Origin of the sequence: Sandaracinus amylolyticus, assembly GCF_000737325.1 — a bacterium.
GTDB lineage: Bacteria > Myxococcota_A > Polyangia > Polyangiales > Sandaracinaceae > Sandaracinus > Sandaracinus amylolyticus.
This window is the reverse complement of record NZ_CP011125.1, coordinates 9868993-9888704: the sequence shown is the minus strand read 5'-3', so window position 1 is coordinate 9888704 and position 19712 is coordinate 9868993. Positions and strand designations below refer to the sequence as shown.

The 19712-nt window shown below is 73.9% G+C and carries 14 protein-coding genes; 7 read left to right on the top strand and 7 right to left on the bottom strand.

What is annotated here, in order from left to right; genetic code table 11:
* Window positions 1-14 precede the first annotated feature (14 nt).
* Genes DB32_RS41900 through DB32_RS41890 form a run of 3 tightly spaced genes read right to left on the bottom strand, consistent with a single transcriptional unit; the run spans window position 15 to window position 2541 of the window.
* Entirely contained in the window at window positions 15-602 is a 588-nt protein-coding gene (locus DB32_RS41900) for a phospholipase D family protein (RefSeq protein WP_053238273.1), read from the bottom strand.
* Window positions 599-1579 (bottom strand): 2-hydroxyacid dehydrogenase, encoded by a 981-nt coding sequence (locus DB32_RS41895; RefSeq protein WP_053238272.1) that lies wholly within the window; start codon window positions 1577-1579, stop codon window positions 599-601. The genes DB32_RS41900 and DB32_RS41895 overlap by 4 nt, the downstream gene beginning before the upstream one ends.
* The gene (locus tag DB32_RS41890; protein WP_240481321.1) at window positions 1576-2541 is read right to left on the bottom strand and encodes a cyclic di-GMP-binding domain-containing protein, MshE-related; all 966 of its coding nucleotides are present in this window, start codon (window positions 2539-2541) and stop codon (window positions 1576-1578) included. Before DB32_RS41890 ends, DB32_RS41895 begins: the two co-directional genes overlap by 4 nt.
* Before the next feature lie 97 nt (window positions 2542-2638).
* Here DB32_RS41890 and DB32_RS41885 point away from each other — a divergent pair, with 97 nt between their 5' ends.
* Window positions 2639-3514: an Hsp33 family molecular chaperone HslO gene (locus tag DB32_RS41885; protein WP_053238270.1), complete on the top strand. Its 876-nt coding sequence runs from the start codon at window positions 2639-2641 to the stop codon at window positions 3512-3514.
* Between the two features lie 16 nt (window positions 3515-3530).
* Here the strand turns inward: DB32_RS41885 and DB32_RS47740 are convergent, their stop codons facing one another.
* On the bottom strand, window positions 3531-4226 hold the full coding sequence (locus tag DB32_RS47740; protein WP_157070336.1) for a hypothetical protein: 696 nt from the start codon (window positions 4224-4226) through the stop codon (window positions 3531-3533).
* 165 nt (window positions 4227-4391) lie between these two features.
* Between DB32_RS47740 and DB32_RS41875 the strand changes: the two genes are divergently transcribed.
* The 5 genes from DB32_RS41875 to DB32_RS41855 all read left to right on the top strand — a co-directional run bounded on the left by DB32_RS41875 (window position 4392) and on the right by DB32_RS41855 (window position 10183).
* Complete coding sequence (locus DB32_RS41875) at window positions 4392-5498, top strand: hypothetical protein (RefSeq protein WP_157070335.1); 1107 nt, start codon at window positions 4392-4394, stop codon at window positions 5496-5498.
* A 387-nt stretch (window positions 5499-5885) separates the two neighbouring features.
* A complete protein-coding gene (locus DB32_RS41870) occupies window positions 5886-7265 on the top strand; it encodes a hypothetical protein (RefSeq protein ID WP_157070334.1) in 1380 nt (459 codons plus the stop codon).
* Window positions 7266-7300: 35 nt separating this feature from the next.
* The gene (locus tag DB32_RS41865; RefSeq protein ID WP_053238266.1) at window positions 7301-8359 is read left to right on the top strand and encodes an agmatine deiminase family protein; all 1059 of its coding nucleotides are present in this window, start codon (window positions 7301-7303) and stop codon (window positions 8357-8359) included.
* Window positions 8356-9258, top strand: coding sequence for an N-carbamoylputrescine amidase (gene aguB, locus DB32_RS41860; protein WP_053238265.1), 903 nt, complete (start codon window positions 8356-8358; stop codon window positions 9256-9258). Before DB32_RS41865 ends, aguB begins: the two co-directional genes overlap by 4 nt.
* Window positions 9259-9268: 10 nt before the next feature.
* Complete coding sequence (locus DB32_RS41855; protein WP_053238264.1) at window positions 9269-10183, top strand: hypothetical protein; 915 nt, start codon at window positions 9269-9271, stop codon at window positions 10181-10183.
* Here DB32_RS41855 and DB32_RS41850 read toward each other — a convergent pair.
* Complete coding sequence (locus DB32_RS41850; protein ID WP_075097757.1) at window positions 10176-10997, bottom strand: shikimate 5-dehydrogenase; 822 nt, start codon at window positions 10995-10997, stop codon at window positions 10176-10178. The two genes, DB32_RS41855 and DB32_RS41850, sit on opposite strands and share 8 nt — an antisense overlap.
* Window positions 10994-12244, bottom strand: coding sequence for a glycosyltransferase (locus DB32_RS41845; protein ID WP_053238263.1), 1251 nt, complete (start codon window positions 12242-12244; stop codon window positions 10994-10996). The genes DB32_RS41850 and DB32_RS41845 overlap by 4 nt, the downstream gene beginning before the upstream one ends.
* A 121-nt stretch (window positions 12245-12365) precedes the next feature.
* Here DB32_RS41845 and DB32_RS41840 point away from each other — a divergent pair, with 121 nt between their 5' ends.
* Window positions 12366-16088, top strand: coding sequence for a DEAD/DEAH box helicase (locus DB32_RS41840; RefSeq protein WP_053238262.1), 3723 nt, complete (start codon window positions 12366-12368; stop codon window positions 16086-16088).
* On the opposite strand, the gene DB32_RS46145 is transcribed toward DB32_RS41840, so the two are convergent.
* Window positions 16089-19646 (bottom strand): serine/threonine-protein kinase, encoded by a 3558-nt coding sequence (locus DB32_RS46145; protein WP_053238261.1) that lies wholly within the window; start codon window positions 19644-19646, stop codon window positions 16089-16091.
* Between the last annotated feature and the right edge of the window lie 66 nt (window positions 19647-19712).

Here is a 19712-nt window from a genome sequence, read left to right as displayed (position 1 = left end):
CATCATCGCACGGCTCACGTCTCGTCGAGCGGCGCGTCGCACACGTCGCGACGACCACACCGCGCGCACTCACCGCCGTTCCACAGGTGATCGAAGATGCCCTGCACCTGATCGAGCAGCGCCTCGTCCTCGGTCACGAACCCGAGCTCGAAGTTGCGGTTGCGATCGCCCTTCGCGCCGAGCCCCGCGCCCGTCCAATTCGCGCTCCCCAGGTACAAGAGCGCGCCGTCGACGATCACCGCCTTGAGGTGCAGCCGCGCGCACTGACGCAGCGCGAGCCCGCCCTTCACGAGCCGCGGGTGCGCGTCGAACGCGTCGCGGAACGCCTGCGAAGGAAAGCCCGCGTGGAGGATGCGCAGATCGACGTGCTTCTGCGCGAGATCGTCGAACACCTCGAGCATCGAGCGATAGCTCGCGCGCCGTCCCGGCATCTTCGCGCGCGTGTCCTCGACCATCAGCTCCTTGAGGTTCGCGGTGGCGATCCACACGCTCACCTTCGCGTCGATCACCGCGCGCACCACGCTCTCGTAGTGCCCGCGACCCGCGACGATCTTCGTGCGCACGAGCCGCGAGGCGCTGACGAAGTCGAGCTCCACGCTCATCGCAGCTCCGGGACCCGCAGCTCGGGGACGAGGTGCACGGGCTCGTCGCCGCGCAGCACCCGCATCGCGTCGCGCAGCGCGCTCGACGCCATCCGGGCGCGCGCCTCGCGCGTCGCGCTCCCGAGGTGCGGCAGGAGCACCACGTCGTCCCGCGCGACGAGCCCCGGATGCACCCGCGGCTCCTCCTCGTACACGTCGAGCCCCGCGCCGCCGAGCTGTCCGCGCTCGAGCGCGCGCACCATCGCGGCCTCGTCGACGACCGTGCCGCGCGCGGTGTTGATCAGGACGACGCCGCGCTTCATGCGCGCGAATTCCGGCTCGCCGATCAGGTGGCGCGTCGCGCGCGAGCCCGGCACGTGCAGGCTGATCACGTCGCTCTCCGCGAGCAGCTCGCGCAGCGTGACGTGCACCGCGTACGGCTCGTTCTCGAACGGCACGTCGCCGCGCGTGCTCGCGATCACGCGCATGCCGAACGCGTCGGCGCGCCGCGCGACCGCGCGCGCGATGCGCCCGTAGCCGATCAGGCCGAGCGTCTTTCCGTCGAGCTCGTGCCCGAGGAGCATCGTCGGCGACCAGCCGCCGAAGCGCCCTTCACGCACCATCGCCTCGCCCTCGCGCACCCGGCGCGCGCACGCGAGCAGCAGCGCCAGCGCGAGATCCGCGGTCGACTCCGTGAGCACGCCGGGGGTGTGGGTGACGATCACGCCGCGCGCGCGGCACGCGTACACGTCGACGTTGTCGTAGCCCACCGCGGCCTGCGCGATCACCCGCAACGAAGGCAGCTGCTCGAGCAGCTCGCGATCGATGCGATCCGCGACCGACGTCACGATCGCGCCGCACGCGCGGCCGCGATCGATCAGCTCCTCGCGCGTCGGCCCGCGCTCGTGCGCGAACACGTCGATCATCACGCCGGGGCCCACCACGTCGGCCGCGTCCACCGGCCATCGACGCGTCACGAACACTCGCGGAAAGCTCATCGACGATGCTTGCTCCACTCCTCGACGAACTCCCAGTCCGCGATGAGCCCCTTGCGCAGCAGCAGCGAGAGCAGCGCCGCGAAGAGCGGCTCCCAGCGCGCGTCGGGGAGCACCGCGCTCACGTCCTTGCCCTCCGCGCGCGCCTGCAGCGCCGCGATCAGATCGCGCGTCGTGAGCGACTCCTGCGGCGCTTGCTCCTCGGGCTTCTTCTTCCCCGACGCGGGCAGCTTCACCGTCGTGCCGTCGAGCAGCGTGAGCGTGATCGTGCGCGGCTTCTTCGCGGGCGCGGGGCGTGCGGGCGCGGCGGGCACCGCGGGCTCGGGGGAGGGCGCAGCGGGCGGCGCGGGCTCGGGGGCCGCGACCTCGGTGGGCACCGCGGGCGCCTTGGGGATCGACGGCTCGAGCTCCGCCTCGTCGAGCTCGACGGGCGCGATCGACGAGCGCGTGACGACCGGCGGCGGCGCCGCGATCGACGGCGCCTTCCGCTTCACGATCGGCGCGGTCGCCGCGGTCTCGCGCCCGCCGAAGTAGTAGACGCGGATCGCGTTCCGCACGTCGCTGCTCGACGCGACCATCGGCTTCACCGGCATCCCGGCCTGCTGCGCGATCGCGATGAGCGCGGTCTCGTTCGTCGGATCGTCGGTCGCGACGAAGAGCGTGTCGCCCTGCTTGCGGATCTTGCGCACGTAGACCGGCACGCAGCCGTACTTCTCGGCGAGCTCGGCGGGGATGAGGTTCAGGAGCTCGCGCGAGAAGTCGACGTGATAGAGGTTCACCCACGGGATGCTCAGCTGGTTCGAGAGCACCTGCGCGAGCTGCACCTCGCTCACGTAGCCGAGCTCCACCAGCAGCTCGCCGAGCCGCCCGCCGCGCGTCTTCTGCAGCGCGAGCGCCTCGTCGACGTGCTCGGCCGTGACCATCTGCGCCTGGACCAGCATGTCCCCGAGTCGGATGCGGCTCATCGACTCGAATTCTCGCGGATCGCGAGCACACGCACGAAATAAGCGGCAACCCCCACCCTTGCGGTGCCGGGGGCCGAGCGTCATAGGCTCGTATCCGATGCTCGAGACCGACGCTCATCTTTCGGGCGGGGATCGCGCGGTCACCACGATCACCGAGGACGGCTCGTTCCGCGTCGTGACCCTGCGGTCGACCCAGACCGTGACTGCCGCGATCGCTGCGCAGAACGCCACCGGCACGACCGCGGAGCACCTCGCGGATCTGATCACCGGCTCCGTGCTCGTGCGCCTCACGATGGCGCCCGACCTGCGCGTGCAGGGCGTGGTGCGCGGCAAGACCGGCAAGGGCACGCTCGTCGCCGACTGCCATCCCGACGGCGGCTGTCGCGCGCTGGTGCGCGAGACCGCGGGCCCGATCGAGATCGGCCCCGGCTCGCTGGTGCAGGTGATGCGCTCGCTGCCCAACGGCACGAGCCACCAGGGCGTGGTCGAGATCCCCGCGGACTACGGGATCAGCGGCGCGTTCATGGTCTACATGCTCGAGAGCGAGCAGGTGACGAGCGTGATCGGCGTCGGCTGCGTGATGAGCGAGGACGACAAGGTCTCGGTCGCGGGCGGATGGATCGTGCAGCTGCTCCCGGAGTGCAAGGAGCCGCCGCTCGAGCTGATGTACCAGCGCATGCGCCTCGACTTCGCGGACCCGAAGAGCGTGCTGCGCTCGCTCGGCGGCGACCCCGAGACGCTGCAGTCGGAGATCCTCTACGGCATGCCGTACCAGCAGACCGGCGGCGCGCTGATCGAGCACCGCTGCTACTGCAGCCCCGAGCGCGTCTTCGCGAGCATGGCGACGCTGGGCCGCGCGGATCTCGAGGACATCCTGCGCAAGGGCGAGACGCTCCACGTGAGCTGCGACTACTGCAATCGCCCGTACGAAGTGCACCCCGAGACGCTGCGTGGGTTGCTCGAGGCGAGCTGATCGGGCCAACGGCCGATCACGCCTTCTTGCGCGCCGCCGCGTTCACCGCGGCCGGTGACGGCACGCTCGCGCGGGGCACGTAGCCCGGCGGCGGCGGCGGGATCGACAGGCGCTGTCCCGGCAGCGGCGGCGCGGGCGGGAGCTTCGCGCTCGGCGCCGGGAGCTTCGTGCCCGGCGGCGCCATCGACGGTCGCGACCCCGGCGGCGCGGGCGGACGCACCGTGGGCGGCGCGGGCGGACGCGTGCTCGACGCCCCGGGCTTCGTCGCGCTCGGCACCGGCTTCGCCGCCGCCGACTTCGCGACCGGCGCGGCGGGCTTGGCCACGATGCCGCTCGAGCTCGCCGTCGCGGGCTTGGCGACGATGCCGCTCTCGCTGACCGACGCGGGCTTCGTCGCCGCGGGCGGCGCCGACGAAGGACGTCGGTCGATCCCGAACGGCTCGACGCGCGGCAGCGCCGGGCTCGGCGGGATCGCGGGCATCGCCGGACGCGACGTGCTCGGCGGCGCGATCGACGGCGGCGCCGACGAGAAGCGCGCCGTCGGCTCGCGCGACTTGATCGTGCTCGGCGGGATCACGCTCGCGCGCGCGACGGTGCGCGACGCGGGCATCGGTGCGCGGTCTCCGTCGACGAGCCGCACCACGGTGCGCAGCTCGCAGAGGACCGGGGGTGCGTGGGGGCCCGTGCTCGGGCGCTCCACGACGAACGGCATGGTGGAATCCTTCGCGCGGCGGGAGGTCATCGCGAGCGCGTTCTTCAAGAAGAGTGCCTCGCGAATTCCGCGACGATCCCGACGCACCCGCGGCACGCGGAGCGCTCCGCGCGCGCTCCGCCGCTTTGTGGACAATCGACTCCAGCGCGCACGACGATCCGCGCGATGGGCCCCCGCACACGCGCGCGTTCGGCCGCGTCGGCCTGCGGTGTGGTCGCGCTGATCGCTGCCTCGTGCGGCACGCCCGAAGAGCGACCCGACGCCGCGCTCGAGCCCCTCGCGCTCGCGCCCTCCTTCACGATCGAGCTCCCGCCCGCCGAGCCCGCGACCGCGATCACGCGGATCGACGCGTTCCTCGGCGAGCCCGACGCCCCGCGCATCACCTCGCTCTCCGAGGCCGCGCTCGAGGGCGTGGGGCGGGGGCGCGGCGGACGCAGCGTCGCGTTCGTCGTCACGCTGCGCGACGGAACGCGTGGGTACTTCAAGCCCGAGCAGACGTTCTCGAGCGGCTCCTACGCCGCCGAGATCGCCGCGTACCACCTCGATCGCGCGCTCGGGCTCGGACGGGTCGCGCCGGTCGTCGGTCGCCGCGTGCCGTGGTCGCGGCTCGAGCCGGTGCTGAGCGAGCACGCGCCCGAGCGCCTCCGCGAGGTCGTGGTCCAGCCCGACGGAACGGTGCGCGGCGCGCTCGTGTGGTGGATCCCCGAGGCGCTCCCTTCGCTCGACCTCGGGCGCGGCTGGGAGCGCTGGATCCGGCTCGACGGCGCGCTCGCGATCACCCCGTTCCAGCGCCCGCGCGAGTACGCGGCGCTCGCCTCGGGGACGGTGCCGATCCCGACCCGCGGCGAAGGGCCCTCGGCGGGCGATCCCGATCGCGGCGATCGCGCGGCCGAGCTCTCCGACCTCGTGCTGTTCGACTACCTCGCGCACAACACCGATCGCTGGGGCGGCGACTTCACGAACCTCCGCACCCGCGAGCCCGGTGGGCCGCTGGTGTTCCTCGATCACGGCGCGTGCTTCCTGCGCCACCGCGCGCGCTTCGGGTACATGGACGCCCGACTGCGCGCGCTGCAGCGCTTCCGCCGCTCGACGATCGACACGATCCGTGCGCTCACGATGGACGATCTGCGCGCGCGCCTGATGGGCGACCCGCTCGGCGCGGCGCTCGACGAGACCCAGCTCGAGCACCTCGAGGAGCGACGCCGCGTGCTCCTCGAGCACGTCGACGCGACGCTCGCCGCGCGCGGCGACGCGGTGTGGCTCGAGCGGTGATCGCCCGCCGCGAGGTATCAAAGACGCTCGCTCGCCGGGGTACCCGCCGCCCGAAGACGCCGTAGCGGCCTGTGCGCCGGCGGATCGGCCGCTGCGACGCTTCGCAGGGGTGCGTTCGCCGGCGGATCACGCGGTACGAAGCTTCGCAGCGGTGCGCTCGCCGGCGGATCGCGCGCTGGGGAGGCGCGCAGCGCGGGTGACGCCGTCTCACCGCGCGCCGGGAAGGCTCGCAGCGCCCGTGACGCCGTCGCGATGCGCGCTGGGGAGGCCCGCAGCGCGCGTCACGCGCGCTCGAGGCGCGCTGCGAAGGCTCGCAGCGGCCGTCGCGCCGTCGCGACGCGCGATGCAGCCCTGCGAGGTCGGCCGTTCGCGGGCATCCTCGGCGGGATGACGCGCAGGAAGCCGCCCGAGGTCGGCACCGTGTACGCCGTCCCGTTGAGGAACGGGCGGTGGGGCGCCTGTCAGATCGTCGCGCTCGACATGCAGCGGCCGTGCGTCGCCGCGCTCGACTGGATCGGGGATGGCGCGCCCGCGCTCGACGCGCTGCGCGCTTGCACCGCGCTCGACACGAGCGCGCCTGCGATGCTCGACGGCCCGCCGCCGCCCGACTACCTGCCGCTCGGGGTGCTCGAGCCGCGCGATGCGCGCCCGGGCGGGATGTCGGGCTGGGGCCTCGCGCGTCACCTGGCGTGGGCGCGGCTCGGTCGTCGTCCTCGCCCGCCGCGCGCCGACGCGCCCGGTCCGGTGCGCATCACGATCGCGGGCACGACGCACGAGCTCGCGCCGGGCACGTGGCGTCTCGCGATCGGGCTCCCGCCGTCGGTGCCGGGTCTGCCGCAGCCGCCGCCCGACTGGAGCGCGCTCGACGCGCTCACGGCGCTCACCGAGATCGACTACCGCGGCCCCGACGCGCGTGTGCTCGACTGGATCGCGACCCAGCCGCGCATCGACACCCTGCGCTGGAGCGGGCACGGGGAGCGCACGATCGACGTCTCGGGCACCCGGCTGCTCGAGCTCTCGCTCGACGGGACGCGCGGCATGACGCTGGCGGTGGGCCCGGAGCTCGAGACGCTGCGGGTCGACGATCTGCGCGAGCTCGACGTCGTCGCGCCCGACGCCGAGCTCGACGTGCACACGAGCGGGCCCGGCGCGTTCGTGCCCGGGCTCGTCGCGGTGCGGCGGCTGTCGATCCACGGCGGGACCGACGCGTCGATCCTGACCCGCTACGTCGCGCTGGAGGCGCTCTCGCTCCGAGGCAGCGTCGAGCACGTCGAGCGTCTCGCGGAGCTGCCGCGCCTCCACACGCTGCAGCTGCGCGACGCGTACGGGATCGATCCGTCGCGCGTTCCGTCCTCGTGGCCCGCGCTCGCGCGCGTCGAGATCGACGGCGTGCGTCGCTCGGCGGTGCCCGCGCTGCGCGCGGCGCTGCGCGCGGTGGCGCACGTCGAGATCCGCGGCGCGAAGGACGACGCGTGGATCGCCGCGAACCTCGAGAATCCGTTCCGCGACTGGGTCGATCACGACCGCCGGCGCGGCGAGCGCGCGTGCGCGGCGTGGACGAAGGCGCGCGGTGCGGCGCCGAAGGCGACCTCGCTCGACGCCGCGAGGCGCGTGCTCGAGACGTTCGTCACGTCGCTCGCGCGGATGGAGCTCGACACCGCGGATCGCGAGGAGGTCGCGGAGGCATACTTCGCGCTCGTCGCCGCGCTCGGCGCGCCCATCGACGAGCGCGAGGCGGAGCGCTGGCTCGAGGGCTGGCTCGACTGATCGCGCTTCTCGCGATCCTGCTACACCTCGCGCCCATGAAGACGCCCCACGAAGCCGGATTCCAGCAGCCCGCCGAGTGGGCGCGGCACGAAGCCGTCTGGCTCGCGTGGCCGAGCGACGAGACGCTCTGGGAGGAGTCGCTCGGCGCCGCGCAGCGCGAATTCGTCGGGCTCTGCGACGGCATCGCCGATCCCGATCCCCAGACCGGCTCGCCGCGCGGCGAGCGCCTCGAGATCCTGGTGCGCACCGAGAAGGACGAGCGCGACGCGCGCGCGGCGCTCGGGCACCTCGGCGCGCGCTTCCACCGCCAGGCGTACGGCGACATCTGGCTGCGCGACACCGCGCCGGTGTTCTTGCTCGATCGCTCGCTGCGCCTCGGCTCGGTGCGCTTCGTGTTCAACGGCTGGGGCGGCAAGTACGAGCTCGAGGGCGACCCCGACCTCGCGCAGCGCGTGCAGGCGATCGTCGGCGACGAGGTGCACCCGTTCGCGCTCGACTTCGTGTGCGAGGGCGGCGCGATCGAGGTCGACGGCGAGGGCACGGTGCTCACGACCGAGCAGTGCATGCTCAACCGCAACCGCAACCCGAAGCTCGATCGTGCGGCGATCGAGCGCGTGCTCGAGGGCGCGCTCGGGGTGCGGCGCGTGCTCTGGCTGAAGAACGGCCTGCTGAACGATCACACCGACGGGCACGTCGACACGCTCGCGCGCTTCGTCGCGCCGGGCGTCGTGGTGTGCATGGCGCCGAGCGGCGACGACGACCCGAACGCGGCGGTGCTCGAGGAGATCGCGCGCGACCTCGCGTCGATGGTGGACGCGAAGGGTCGGAAGCTCCAGGTGGTACGGATGCCCTCGCCGGGGCGGGTCGTCGACGACGACGGCGAGATCATGCCGGCGAGCTACGCGAACTTCTACGTGGGCAACACGAGCGTCGTGGTGCCCACCTACGGCACGCCTTGGGACGAGGCCGCGGTGCGCGCGCTCGAGCCCCTCTTCCCCGAGCACCGCGTGGTCGGGCGGATGAGCAAGACGATCCTCGAAGGCGGCGGCGCCTTCCACTGCATCACCCAGCAGCAGCCGGAGCGATCCCGATGAGCATCGAGCAGCAGGCGAACGAGGTCACCGTCGCGGCGATCCAGTGTCCGCTCGGCGGCTCGCGCGCGCAGAACGTGGAGCGCGTGATCGGCTGGGTGCGCGAGGCGGCCAAGCGCGGCGCGAACGTGGTGCTCCCGAGCGAGCTCTTCGAGGGGCCCTACTTCTGCTGCGAGGAGAAGGAGCGCTGGTTCGAGGAGGCGCGTGCCTTCGAGGACAACGAGACGGTCGCGCTCTTCGCGAAGCTCGCGAAGGAGCTCGGCATCGTCATCCCGATCTCGTTCTTCGAGAAGGCGGGCCCGGGCGCTTACTACAACACCGTCGCGATGGTCGACGACGGCGGGAACGTGCTCGGCTGCTACCGCAAGAGCCACATCCCCGACGGGCCGGGCTACGAGGAGAAGTTCTACTTCCGGCCCGGCGACACCGGGTTCAAGGCGTGGAAGACGCGCTTCGGCACGCTCGGCGTCGGCATCTGCTGGGACCAGTGGTACCCGGAGTGCGCGCGCGCGATGACGCTGCTCGGCGCGGAGCTGCTCTTCTATCCGACGGCGATCGGCAGCGAGCCGCACGCGCCCGAGCTCGACACGCGCGACCCGTGGCAGCGCGTGATGATCGGCCACGCGGTCGCGAACGCGACGCCGGTGATCGCGGCGAACCGCATCGGCCACGAGCTGACGCAGACGTTCTACGGCTCGTCGTTCGTCGCCGACATGCGCGGCGACAAGGTGAGCGAGCTCGACCGCACGACCGAGGGGCTCGTGATGGCGACGTTCGATCGCCAGAAGATCGCGAGCTACCGCGCGAGCTGGGGCTTCTTCCGTGATCGCCGCCCCGAGCTCTACGGCGTGCTGATGACCGCCGACGGACAGCACGTGGTGCGCGCGGCCGGCAAGGTGTGATCGCGGCGCGATGGCGCGCTGGGATCGGTTCGTCTGCGTCGACTGGAGCAAGGAGCTCGCAGGTCGACGGGCGTGGGTCGCGGAGGTCGGGATGCGGCGCATCGCGCCGCTCGACGACGTGACGCCGACGCTCGACGGGCTGCTCGGGTTCGCGCGCGCGCTGCCGGGGCGCACCGTGATCGGGATCGACGCGGCGCTCGGCGTGCCGCGCGGGTATCTCGAAGGGGCGCGCGCTGCGGTGCCGGCGTGGCGCGAGGCGAACGACTTCCTCACCTGGCTCGTGCTCGCGTGCGAGGCGCCGTCGTTCGCGCGCGAGGCGAGCTCGGCCGCGGCGTGGCGACACGATCGACCGTTCATCGCGGTGCCGGCCGGGAAGGGCTCGCTCGACGCGTTCTGGGCGCGCGCCGGAGGGCGACTGCTGCGCGACATCGACGTCGCGACGGACGCGAAGTCGCCGTTCGTCGTGTCGGGCGTGCCGGGGACGGTGGGCTCGGGCACGCGCGTGCTGTGGGCGGAGCTCGCGCGGATGCTGAGCGGCACGTGCGACTTCGCGGTGACGCCGTTCGACGGCGCGCTCGACGCGATCGCGCGGAAGATCGCGATCGCCGAGATCTATCCGCGCGTGTGCTACGCGCTCGCGCTCGCGCCCGAGCTGCCGGCGCCGATCTCGCGGCTCGCGAAGACGTCGCGCGAGGTGCGCGAGCAGGCGATCACGACGCTGACGAGCGCGGCGTGGGTGCGCGATCACGACGTCTCGCTGCGCGAGCTCGAGCTCGCGCTCGCGCGGGAGAGCGAGGACGACTTCGACGCGCTGATGTCCGCGGCGGGATTGCTGCGCTGCGTGCTCGAGGGACGCGCGCTGGAGTCCGGGCGAGATCCCGTGGAGGGAGGGATCCTCGGGCTCCCGTCGGTGCGGCTCACGTGAGCGCGTGGCGGGCGGCGGCTGCGATCTGCTCCGGGCTCGGCGTGATGCCGGTGTAGAGCACGAACTGATCGACGGCTTGCAGCACGATCACCTCGTCGCCGGTGATCACCTTCTTGCCGAGCGCACGGGCGCGCGCGACGAAGGGCGTCTCGGGCGGCATCGCGACGACGTCGAACGCGATCTCGGCTGCGGCGATCGTCTCGTCGTCGAACGCGAGCGCCTGGGCGTCGGGGCCGGTCATGCCGAGCGGGGTGACGTTGACCAGCATCGGCGCGCGCACGCCTGCCACGTCGCGCTGCCACGCGAAGCCGAGCGCCTTCGCGAGCGCCGGGCCGCTGGTCTCGTTGCGCGCGACGATGACTCCGTCGCGGAAGCCCGCGTCGCGCAGCGCGGTCGCGACCGCCTTCGCCATGCCGCCGCTGCCGCGAAGCACGAACCGGGTGCTCGGCGCGATCGCGTGCCGCTCGAGCAGCGTGCGGACCGCCGCGTAGTCGGTGTTGTGCCCGGTCAGCCGGCCGTCGTCGTTCACGATGGTGTTCACCGACTCGATGGCGCGCGCCGAGGGCGCGAGCGCGTCGAGCAGCGGGATCACCGCCTCCTTGAACGGCATCGAGATCGCGCAGCCACGGATCCCGAGCGCGCGCACGCCGCCGATCGCCGCGGGCAGATCGCTCGTGGAGAACGCCTTGTAGATCCAGTCGAGCCCGAGCGCCGCGTACAGATGGTTGTGGAAGCGCGAGCCGAACGATCCGGGCCGCCCCGAGAGCGACATGCAGAGCGTCGTGTCGCGACCGATCGTGAGCCGGGTCGTCACGCGACCTCGGCGACCTCGGGCTTTCGCGTCTCCACCGGGGTCACCGTGGTCGCGTAGTGCTCGCGCAGGACGCGCGCTCGCGCTTCGTGCATCGCGCGGTGGGTGAACGTCAGCGCGCGCTCGCGCGCGACGATGCCCATGCGCTCGAGCTCGCCGCCGTGGCCGTGCGCCCACTCGAGCAGCGCTGCGAGATCCGTCGCGTCGCCCCGTGCGTGCAGGCGCCCGGTCACACGATCCTCGACGAACGCCGACACGCCCGGCGTGTCCGACGCGAGCACCGGCAGCGCGCGCGCGTACGCGTCGAAGAGGATGCGCGGCTGCTCGTCGCCGAGCTGCGGCACCAACACCGCGTGATAGCCGTCGAGGAAGCGGAAGAACGGCTCGCCGTACGAGACCGGCTCGAGGAAGCGCAGCTTCACCACGCGCAGCCGCTGCGCCGCTTCCTCGAACGCGCTGCGTCGATCGCCGACGCCGATCACGTCGACCTGCACCGACGTGCCCTGCGCCTCGAGCGTGCGCAGCGCGTCGAGCAGCACGTCGGTGCCCTTCTCGCGCAGCAGCCGCGACGGGTACACGAAGCGCGGCGTCCGCTCGCGCTTGGCCTGCCAGACGCGCGTCGCCTCGTCGCGCGTGAGCACGTCCTTCTCGTCGATCCACGCCGCGGGCGTGATGAACGCGCGCCCGCGCGGGTTCGTCGAGAGCTCGCGCCGGTAGCCCTCGTGCGTGAAGAACGTGAGGTCCGCGCGGTTGACGAAGAAGCGCCCGAGCGCCTCGGTCGTGAGCGCGCGCAGCACGTGCACGGGCCGCTCGGCGCCGGTGCCCGCGATGCGCCACGGCGTGCTCTCGACGACGAGCACCAGCGGCTTCTGCTGCGCCATCGCCATCGCGTTCGCGATCCAGCCGAGCGGATACGGCCAGCCCACGATGCCCGAGTGCACCAGGCCCGCGTCGCGGATGCCGCGGTGCAGCACGCGCATGGTGTGAGGCAACGCCATCAACGCGGAGCGCACCGAGGGCGTCCACGGCAGCTCGACGATCTCGAAGCGCGTGCCCTCGGGCACCTCGACGTGCGCGAGATCGACGCCGACCGCGTCCTCGATGCGCCGCACCGGGCACGCGAGGCGGACGTGCGGGATGTAGTCGAAGTGGCGGACCAGATCGCGCTGCCAGAGGCGGTCCGTGTAGAGGCGGCCCGCGGCATCGCGATAGAGCGGAATGAACGTCAGAAGCAGGTAGGGATCGGACATCCCGCTCTCGTCGTCGAGCGCGTTGTGTGACGTTCGTGGAGGGTACACGCAAGCCGCGGAGATTGCTCCGAGGTTCGAGGTTGCGTCCCTCGCGCGCGAACCCCACGCTCCGCGCCGCTAGATGGAGCACTTCCTCGATCGGCTCCGCTCCGATCTCGTCCGGCGGCACGGAAAGGGCGTCCTGCGCGAGCCCGTCGATCGGGTGGCCGAGCAGATGGGCGAAGGCCCGGGCGCGAGCGCGCTGCGCAGCCTCGCGGCGGCGACCAGCGACAGCCTGCTCGGTCCGCTGCTCGAGAGCACGGCGGTCCACGAGCGCTTCGACGAGATCGGCCCCGCGGCGCGCAGCGCGCTGCACGCGTCGTTCGGCGCGTGGTCGCGCGATCGCCTGAAGAAAGCGCGGGCGAGCGAAGGGCGCATCAGCGACGTCGCGGAGCACGAGCTCGTCAGCTGGGCGCGCCGGCTCGGCGTGGAAGAGCGGCTCGACGATCCGGTCGCGCAGATCGCGCGCTTCGCCGAGGGAGGGACGTGGGTCGCCGACGCGCTGCGATACGGGATCGCGGGCGACGTGCGGCGCGCGGCGCTCGGGCGCACCAGCGCGCGGGGAATTCCTCCCCACGAGCTCGCGGCGGCGGCGCGCAAGTACCTCGAGGCGTGCGCGGCCGACGCGGCGCAGCACGCGCGTCGCGAGATGTTGTGGCGGCAGACACCGGCGCTCCCCGCGCTGGCGCGGCTCGCGGAGTCGCTGCGCACGATGGAGCTGTCGCTGCGCGACCAGAGCGGCGGGATCGCCGCGCGCGTCGGTCGTGACGCGGTGACGCTCGACGCCTCGGTGCCGTGTCTCGCGCTCGGTCGCACCGACGAGACGTGGGACGGGCGCGAGCTGAAGCTGGTGCTCGCGGGGCACGAGCAGGGCGAGCTCGCGTTCGAGCCTCCGCATCCTCCGCCGCGCCGCGCGCTCGCGCTGGTGCGGGCCGCGCTCGACGCGGTGCACGATCCCTCGAACGCGCTGCACGGCGCGCTCACCGAGGCGCTCGCGATGCCGACGTGGAAGCGGCTGGTCGAGAGCATCGAGGAGGAGCTGATCGCGGCCGACGAGCGCGAGGTCGAGACGCGCGTCGTCTTCCGCGTCGCGCTCAGCGAGAGCGGCGCGCCGGTGGTCGACGTCGCGGAGCAGCGGCGCGGCGCGCGCGGTCGGTGGACCAAGGGCTCGCGCATCACGCCGGGCGCGGCGCTCGCGAGCAAGCACCCGATCGGCCCCGCGGAGGCGCTGGCGCTGCGCGCGCTCGGCGATCTGTACCGACCCAGCGCGTCGGCGGAGGCGCTCTTCGCGCTCGTCGGTCGCCCCGACGTGGTCTCGGAGCGTGGCGCGCCCCTCGAGGTGCGACGCGTCGAGGCGCGCTTCGCGCTCGCCGACGAGGTGGGCGGCGTGCGGCCCGCGCTCGCGCTCGGCGAGGCGCGCATCCCGGTCGAGGTCGCTGCCCCGCGGGTGCGCGACGCGAGCTGCGTCGCGCACGTCGTGCTCGAGCGCGGGCTGGTGCTGGTCGCCGCGATCGATCGGGATCTCTCGCGGCTCGTGCTCGCGGCGTCGCGCCACTCCGCGGTCGTGCCCGACGCCGAGCGCGCGGCGATCCTGCCGCTCGTCGAGCGCGTCGCGGCGCGCGTGCCGGTGACGCTCTCCGCGGCGCTCGAGCGCGAGGTCGCGCCGCTGGCGCCGGTGCTCTTCGTGCGGATCGTGCCCGACGAGGCGGGCGCGAGCGTGGAGATCCGCACCCGCCTCTCGCCCTCGACCAGCGCGAGCGCGGGCGTGGGCGCGACGCTGGTCTCGGTGCTCGGGGACGGCACCGCGGAGCCGGTGCTGCGCCGACGCGACCTCGGGCGCGAGCTCCACGAGGCGCACGAGCTCGCGCGCGCGATCGGGCTGCCCGAGGAGCAGACGCACGCGCACCTCGCGACCGAGGACGAGCTGCTCTCGCTGATCGCGGCGCTGAACGCGCATCCCGGCGTCGACGTCGAGTGGCCCGAGGACGCGGCGTCGCGCGCGCGCTACGTCGGCGCGATCGGGCGCGGCGGGCTGCGCGTGACCGTGAAGAGCGCGGCCGAGTGGTTCGGCGTCGACGGCGAGGTCGAGATCGACGGCGAGATGGTGAAGCTCGCCGAGCTCCTCGCGCAGGTGCGCGCGGGGCGGAAGTTCATCCGCTTGTCGCGCGGACGGTTCGCGCTCATCGAGGCCGATCTGCGGGCGCGCCTCGAGCGCGCGGCCGACGTGGTGTTCGAGACCCAGCGCGGCCAGCTCGCGGTGGTGCCCGCCGCGGGCGACGCGCTCGAGTCGCTCGCGGACGATGGTGCGCTGCGCTCCGACGAGGCGTGGACGCGCATCCGCGCCAAGCTGCGCACCGGCGCGCTCGGTGAGATCGCGGTGCCCGAGACGCTCCACGCGACGCTGCGCGACTACCAGCGCGCGGGCTTCGAGTGGCTGGCGCGGCTCGCGTCGGTCGAGGCGGGCGCGGTGCTCGCCGACGACATGGGCCTCGGCAAGACGGTGCAGGCGCTCGCGCTGCTCGCGCACCGCGCGAGCGAAGGGCCCGCGCTGGTCGTGGCGCCGACCTCGCTCGGCGACAACTGGCTGCGCGAGGCCGAGCGCTTCGCGCCCTCGCTGCGGGTGCGCCTGCATCGCGGTCCCGCGCGCCACGCCGCGCTCGAGAGCGAGCCGCCGCGCGCGGGCGACGTGCTGATCGCGAGCTACGACGTCGTCGCGCTCGACGAAGAGACGCTCGGCGCGCTCGAGTTCGCGACGCTGGTGCTCGACGAGGCGCAGGCGATCAAGAACCCCGAGGCCCAGCGCACGAAGGCCGCGCGCGCGCTGCGGGCGAGGGTGCGCGTCGCGCTCACGGGCACGCCGCTCGAGAACCGGCTCTCCGAGCTGTGGAGCATCGTGTCGGTGGTGCATCCCGGATTGCTCGGTCCCTGGGAGCACTTCCGCGCGCGCTTCGCGCAGCCGATCGAGAAGGACGGCGAGAAGGCGCGGCTCGCCGCGCTCTCCGAGCTGGTGCGGCCGTACCTGCTGCGCCGCACGAAGGAGGTCGTCACGCCCGAGCTGCCGCCGCGCATCGAGCTGCTGCGCGACGTCGAGCTCTCCGATCCCGAGCGGCGCCTGTACGACGCGGAGCGCACCCGCGCGATCACCGCGCTCGCCGGCGCCGACGAGTCGCAGCGGTTCCGCGTGCTCGCGTCGATCACGCGGCTGCGCGAGCTCGCGTGCGACGCGTCGCTGGTCGTGCCCGACGCGGGCGTCGCGTCCTCGAAGCTCGCGTCGCTGATGGAGCTGATCGACGAGCTCGAGGGCGCGGGCCGCAAGGTGCTCGTGTTCTCGCAGTTCGTGCGGTTGCTCGAGAACGCGGCGTCGCTGCTGCGCGCGCGCAAGACGAGCTACCTGCAGCTCGACGGCTCCACGCCGGCGCCCGAGCGCGCGCGGCGCGTCGAGGCGTTCCAGCGCGGCGAGGCGACGGTGTTCCTGCTCTCGCTGAAGGCGGGCGGCACCGGGCTCAACCTGACCGCGGCCGACACGGTCGTGCACCTCGATCCGTGGTGGAACCCCGCGGTCGAAGATCAGGCGAGCGATCGCGCGCACCGCATCGGACAGGACAAGCCGGTCACGATCGTGCGGCTCGTCGCGAAGGACACGATCGAGGAGTCGGTGCTCGCGCTGCACGCCGCGAAGCGCGAGCTCACGCGCGGCGTGCTCGAGGGCGCCGACGCCGCGGGCGCGCTCAGCGCGGTCGAGCTCGTCGATCTGATCCGCGGCGGCGTCGAGCGCGACGCGCGGCGCGCCAAGACCACGCCGTGATCACGCGCTCGCGGCGAGCGCGTCGCGCTCGTCGCGGGTGTGCGGGAGGTCGAGGTGGTGCAGCGCGAGCTCGCGCGCGAGGCGGGCTTCCTCCTCGCGTCCCGCCGCGCGCGCCAGCTCGATCACCGGGATCACCTCGCGCGCGAGGAGCGTCTCGCGGTAGCCGTCTCGGCTCGCGCTCTCGAGCCCCTCGAGCAGGTGCGCGCGCGCCGACTCCCACCGGCCGAGCGCCGCGTCCACCGCGGCGTGCACCACGCCGACCCGCACCGCGAACGCGTGGCGTCCGTGCCGCTCCAGCGACTCCTCGGCGCGCGTGAGCACTTCGTCCGCGAGATCGAGCCGCCCGCCGCGCGCCCACGCCATCCCGAGGACGACCTCGGCGAAGTGCTGCTCGGTCGAGCGCACCGATCGGTAGAGCGCGATCGACTCCTCCGCGGTCGCGATCGCGTCGTCGATCGCGCCGCGCGCGAGCGCGAGCGCCGCGTCGCCGAAGCGCACGTGGGCGAGCGCGAGACGGCTCCCCTGCGCGACCGCGATCTCCTTCGCGCGCGCGTACACGCGCGCCGCCTCCACGACGTCCTCGCGCGCGAGGTGCGCGAAGCCCATCGCCCAGTAGAGATGCAGCGAGAGCCGCGGCTCGTTCTGACGCGTCGCGAAGACCTCGATCAGGCGGAACCGACCGAGCGCGTCCTCGAGCCGCCCGGTGAACGCGTCGAGCCACCCGAGCAGCCACACCGCCTGGCCGGCGTTGATCAGATCGCCCTGCGCGAGCAGCGCGTCGTGGGCCTCGGTGAGCGCTCTGCGCGCCGGCTCGATCTGCCCGATGCGGCTCTCGACCTCGGCGCGTCGCAGGAGCGCGAGCGGCGCGAGCGCGTCCCATCCCGGCACTCCGCGTCGCGCCGCGGTGCGGTCCGCGAGGGCGAGCGCTGCGGGGTAGTCGCCGATGCTCCGCAGCGTCGCCGAGCGCGTGAGCCACGCGCGCCCGCGCACCGGATCGTCGTCGGCGATCCCCGCGCGATCGGCGCATCCATCCGCGAGATCGAGGAGCGCGAGCGAGGTCGCCGCCTCGGACTGCACGCGCCGGTCGTGCGCGCTGTCGATCAAGAGCGGCACCGCCTCGAGGTCGCGGCCGGTGTCCGCGAGCAATCGACCGAGCCGCTCCCGTGCGTCCGACGCCCCGGCCTGCACCCGCTCGCGCAGCAGCCGCTCGATCACGAGCACCTGCGCGTCGCGCCGCCCGGCCTCGACGGCCGCGCGCAGCACGCTCTCGCGCAGCATCCCGTGCACGAACGCGATCCCGCTGCCGTCACGACCGAGATCGACCAGCCGCGCGCGCGCCAGCGCGGTCGCGAGCTCGCGCGGCGAGGGCAGCGACGCGAGCTCGCACGCGCGCGTCCACTCCGCCTCGTCGACGTGGTGCCCGAGCAGCGCCGCGATCTCGAGCGCCTCGCGCTCCACCGCGGGTCGGCTCGCGAGCAAACGCTCGACGCGCGCGATCCACACCGCGTGCAGATCGTCGGGCAGGTCCACGCGCGCGCCCGCGCGCAGCGCGAACCCATCGGCGCGCACCTCGAGGATCTCGCGGCGCACCCAGTCCCCGACGAGCTGCTCCGCGAAGAGCGGATTGCCCGCGGTGCGCTGCACCAGCTCGCGCGCGAGCCCGGGCTCGAGGCGCAGCAGATCCTGCACGAGGCTGAGCTGGTCCTCCTCGCCGAGCGGGCCGATCGCGAGCGCGCGCGCGTGCGCGTCCTGCTCGAGCGCGGTGATCGCCGCCGCGGTCTCGGGCGCGACGTGCAGCGCCTCCTCCTGCACCGTCGCGACCACGAGCATCGGCGGCGCGTCGGGATCGCGCAGCAGGTTCGTCAAGAGGCGCGTCGTCTCGTCGCCCCACTGCAGATCGTCGAGGCCGAGCACCAGCGTGCGCTCACGCGCTTCGCGTCCCAGCGCGCGCGTGAGCGCGTACGCGGTCGCCTCGCGCTCACCCGGCGGCGCTGCGCCCGGCTCGCACGCGACCTTCGCGAGCAGCGCGAAGAGCGCCTCGCGCTCGAGCGCGTCGCCCTCGCCGCGGATCGCGAGCAGCGCGTCGATGCGCGCCCGCAGCGCGTCGGGCGTGAGGCGCAGGCACCCGAGATGACGCGCGAGCGCGGGCGCGAGCCCGTCGAGCACACCGCGCTCCGGCCCGTGCGTCGCCAGGAGCGTGCTCGCGACGCCGAGCTCGTGCGCGCGATGCAGCGTCCAGCGCAAGAGCCGACTCTTGCCCACGCCGCTCGCGCCGCGCAGCAACACGACGCGCAGCGCACGTCGCTCGTGCACGTCGCCGAGCGCCTCCCACAGCGCGTCGCGCGCGACGTCGCGATCGACGATCGGGATCTCTCTCGCGCCGTACAGCGAGAGCCCCGCGCCGACGAGCTGCATGCGCGAGAGCGGCGCCCGCTCGGCGCGCCAGCTCGCGGGGAAGGCCGGCTTGGGGGGCGGCGGGGCGGATCGCGGACGCTGCGTCGTGCGCGCCGTGGGCGGCGTCTGCCGCACCGGCGACGGCGTGAGCGGCGCGTCGAGCACCGTCGACGCCGCGCGCGGCGTGCTCGCCGACGAGGCCGCCCGCGTCCGCACGACCTCGAGCGTGCGCGCGACGCTCGGGCTCGCCCGGCGCGCCCAGGCCCGCCCGCGGCCGCTCCGCGGGCCTGCGACCCGCTCGAGCGCCGCCGCCGCGTCCGCGGCGCGACGAAACCGCAGGTGCAGGTCGGAGCGCGCGAGCCGTGCGATCCACGCGCGCACATCGTCGGGCACCTCGAGCGTCGCGGGGAGCGGCGGCAGCTCCTCCGTCATGTGCGCGAGCATCACGCGATGGGCCGCGCCCGCGAACGGCTCGATGCCCGCGAGCAGCGTCCAGATCGTGCACCCGAGCGAGTACAGATCCGTCCACGGCCCGAAGTCGCGCCACTCTCCGCGCACCTGCTCGGGCGCCATGAACCCCGGCGTTCCCGCGAGCATGACCATGCCGTCGGAGTCGATCTCCGCGTCGTCGATCTCCCCGCCGTCGAGCGCGTGCGCGATCCCGAAGTCGGTCAGCAGCACGTCGGCGCGCGTGCCGTCCTCGCAGCCCGAGACCAGTACGTTCGCCGGCTTCAGATCGCGGTGCACGACGCCCCGCGCGTGCGCATGCGCGAGCGCGTCGAGCAGCACGCGCGCGACGTGCACGACGTCGCTCCACGGCATCGGCGCGAGTGCCGCGAGCGAGGCGCCCTCCGCGAGCTCCATCGCGATCCACGGGCTGCCCGCGACGTAGCGCCCGTCGCTCGCGCGCGCCTCGTCCGCCGAGAGCGTGCCGAAGTCGAGCACCGTGACGATCGCCGGATGATCGAGCGCCGCGAGCCGCTCGGCCTCGCGCCGGAACGCGGCGACGTAGCGGGGCGCGATCGAGCGCGCGCCGCGCAGCACCTTCACCGCGACGGGCACGCCCTGCGCGACGTGGACGGCCCTCCACACCTCGCCCATGCCGCCGCGCCCGAGCACCTCGTGCAATGCGAACGGACCGATCGCGAACGCCGGCGCAGTCACGCGAGCGAATCTTGAGCGGTCCGCCGCGCCGCGGCGAGCGCCCAGAGCACGGGTGGTGCCAATCGC

Coding starts and splice junctions, on each gene's coding strand:
- DB32_RS41900 (WP_053238273.1), bottom strand. CDS start 602: ATGAGCGTGGAGCTCGACTTCGTCAGCGCCTCGCGGCTCGTGCGCACG.
- DB32_RS41895 (WP_053238272.1), bottom strand. CDS start 1,579: ATGAGCTTTCCGCGAGTGTTCGTGACGCGTCGATGGCCGGTGGACGCG.
- DB32_RS41890 (WP_240481321.1), bottom strand. CDS start 2,541: ATGAGCCGCATCCGACTCGGGGACATGCTGGTCCAGGCGCAGATGGTC.
- DB32_RS41885 (WP_053238270.1), top strand. CDS start 2,639: ATGCTCGAGACCGACGCTCATCTTTCGGGCGGGGATCGCGCGGTCACC.
- DB32_RS47740 (WP_157070336.1), bottom strand. CDS start 4,226: ATGCCGTTCGTCGTGGAGCGCCCGAGCACGGGCCCCCACGCACCCCCG.
- DB32_RS41875 (WP_157070335.1), top strand. CDS start 4,392: ATGGGCCCCCGCACACGCGCGCGTTCGGCCGCGTCGGCCTGCGGTGTG.
- DB32_RS41870 (WP_157070334.1), top strand. CDS start 5,886: ATGACGCGCAGGAAGCCGCCCGAGGTCGGCACCGTGTACGCCGTCCCG.
- DB32_RS41865 (WP_053238266.1), top strand. CDS start 7,301: ATGAAGACGCCCCACGAAGCCGGATTCCAGCAGCCCGCCGAGTGGGCG.
- aguB (WP_053238265.1), top strand. CDS start 8,356: ATGAGCATCGAGCAGCAGGCGAACGAGGTCACCGTCGCGGCGATCCAG.
- DB32_RS41855 (WP_053238264.1), top strand. CDS start 9,269: ATGGCGCGCTGGGATCGGTTCGTCTGCGTCGACTGGAGCAAGGAGCTC.
- DB32_RS41845 (WP_053238263.1), bottom strand. CDS start 12,244: ATGTCCGATCCCTACCTGCTTCTGACGTTCATTCCGCTCTATCGCGAT.
- DB32_RS41840 (WP_053238262.1), top strand. CDS start 12,366: ATGGAGCACTTCCTCGATCGGCTCCGCTCCGATCTCGTCCGGCGGCAC.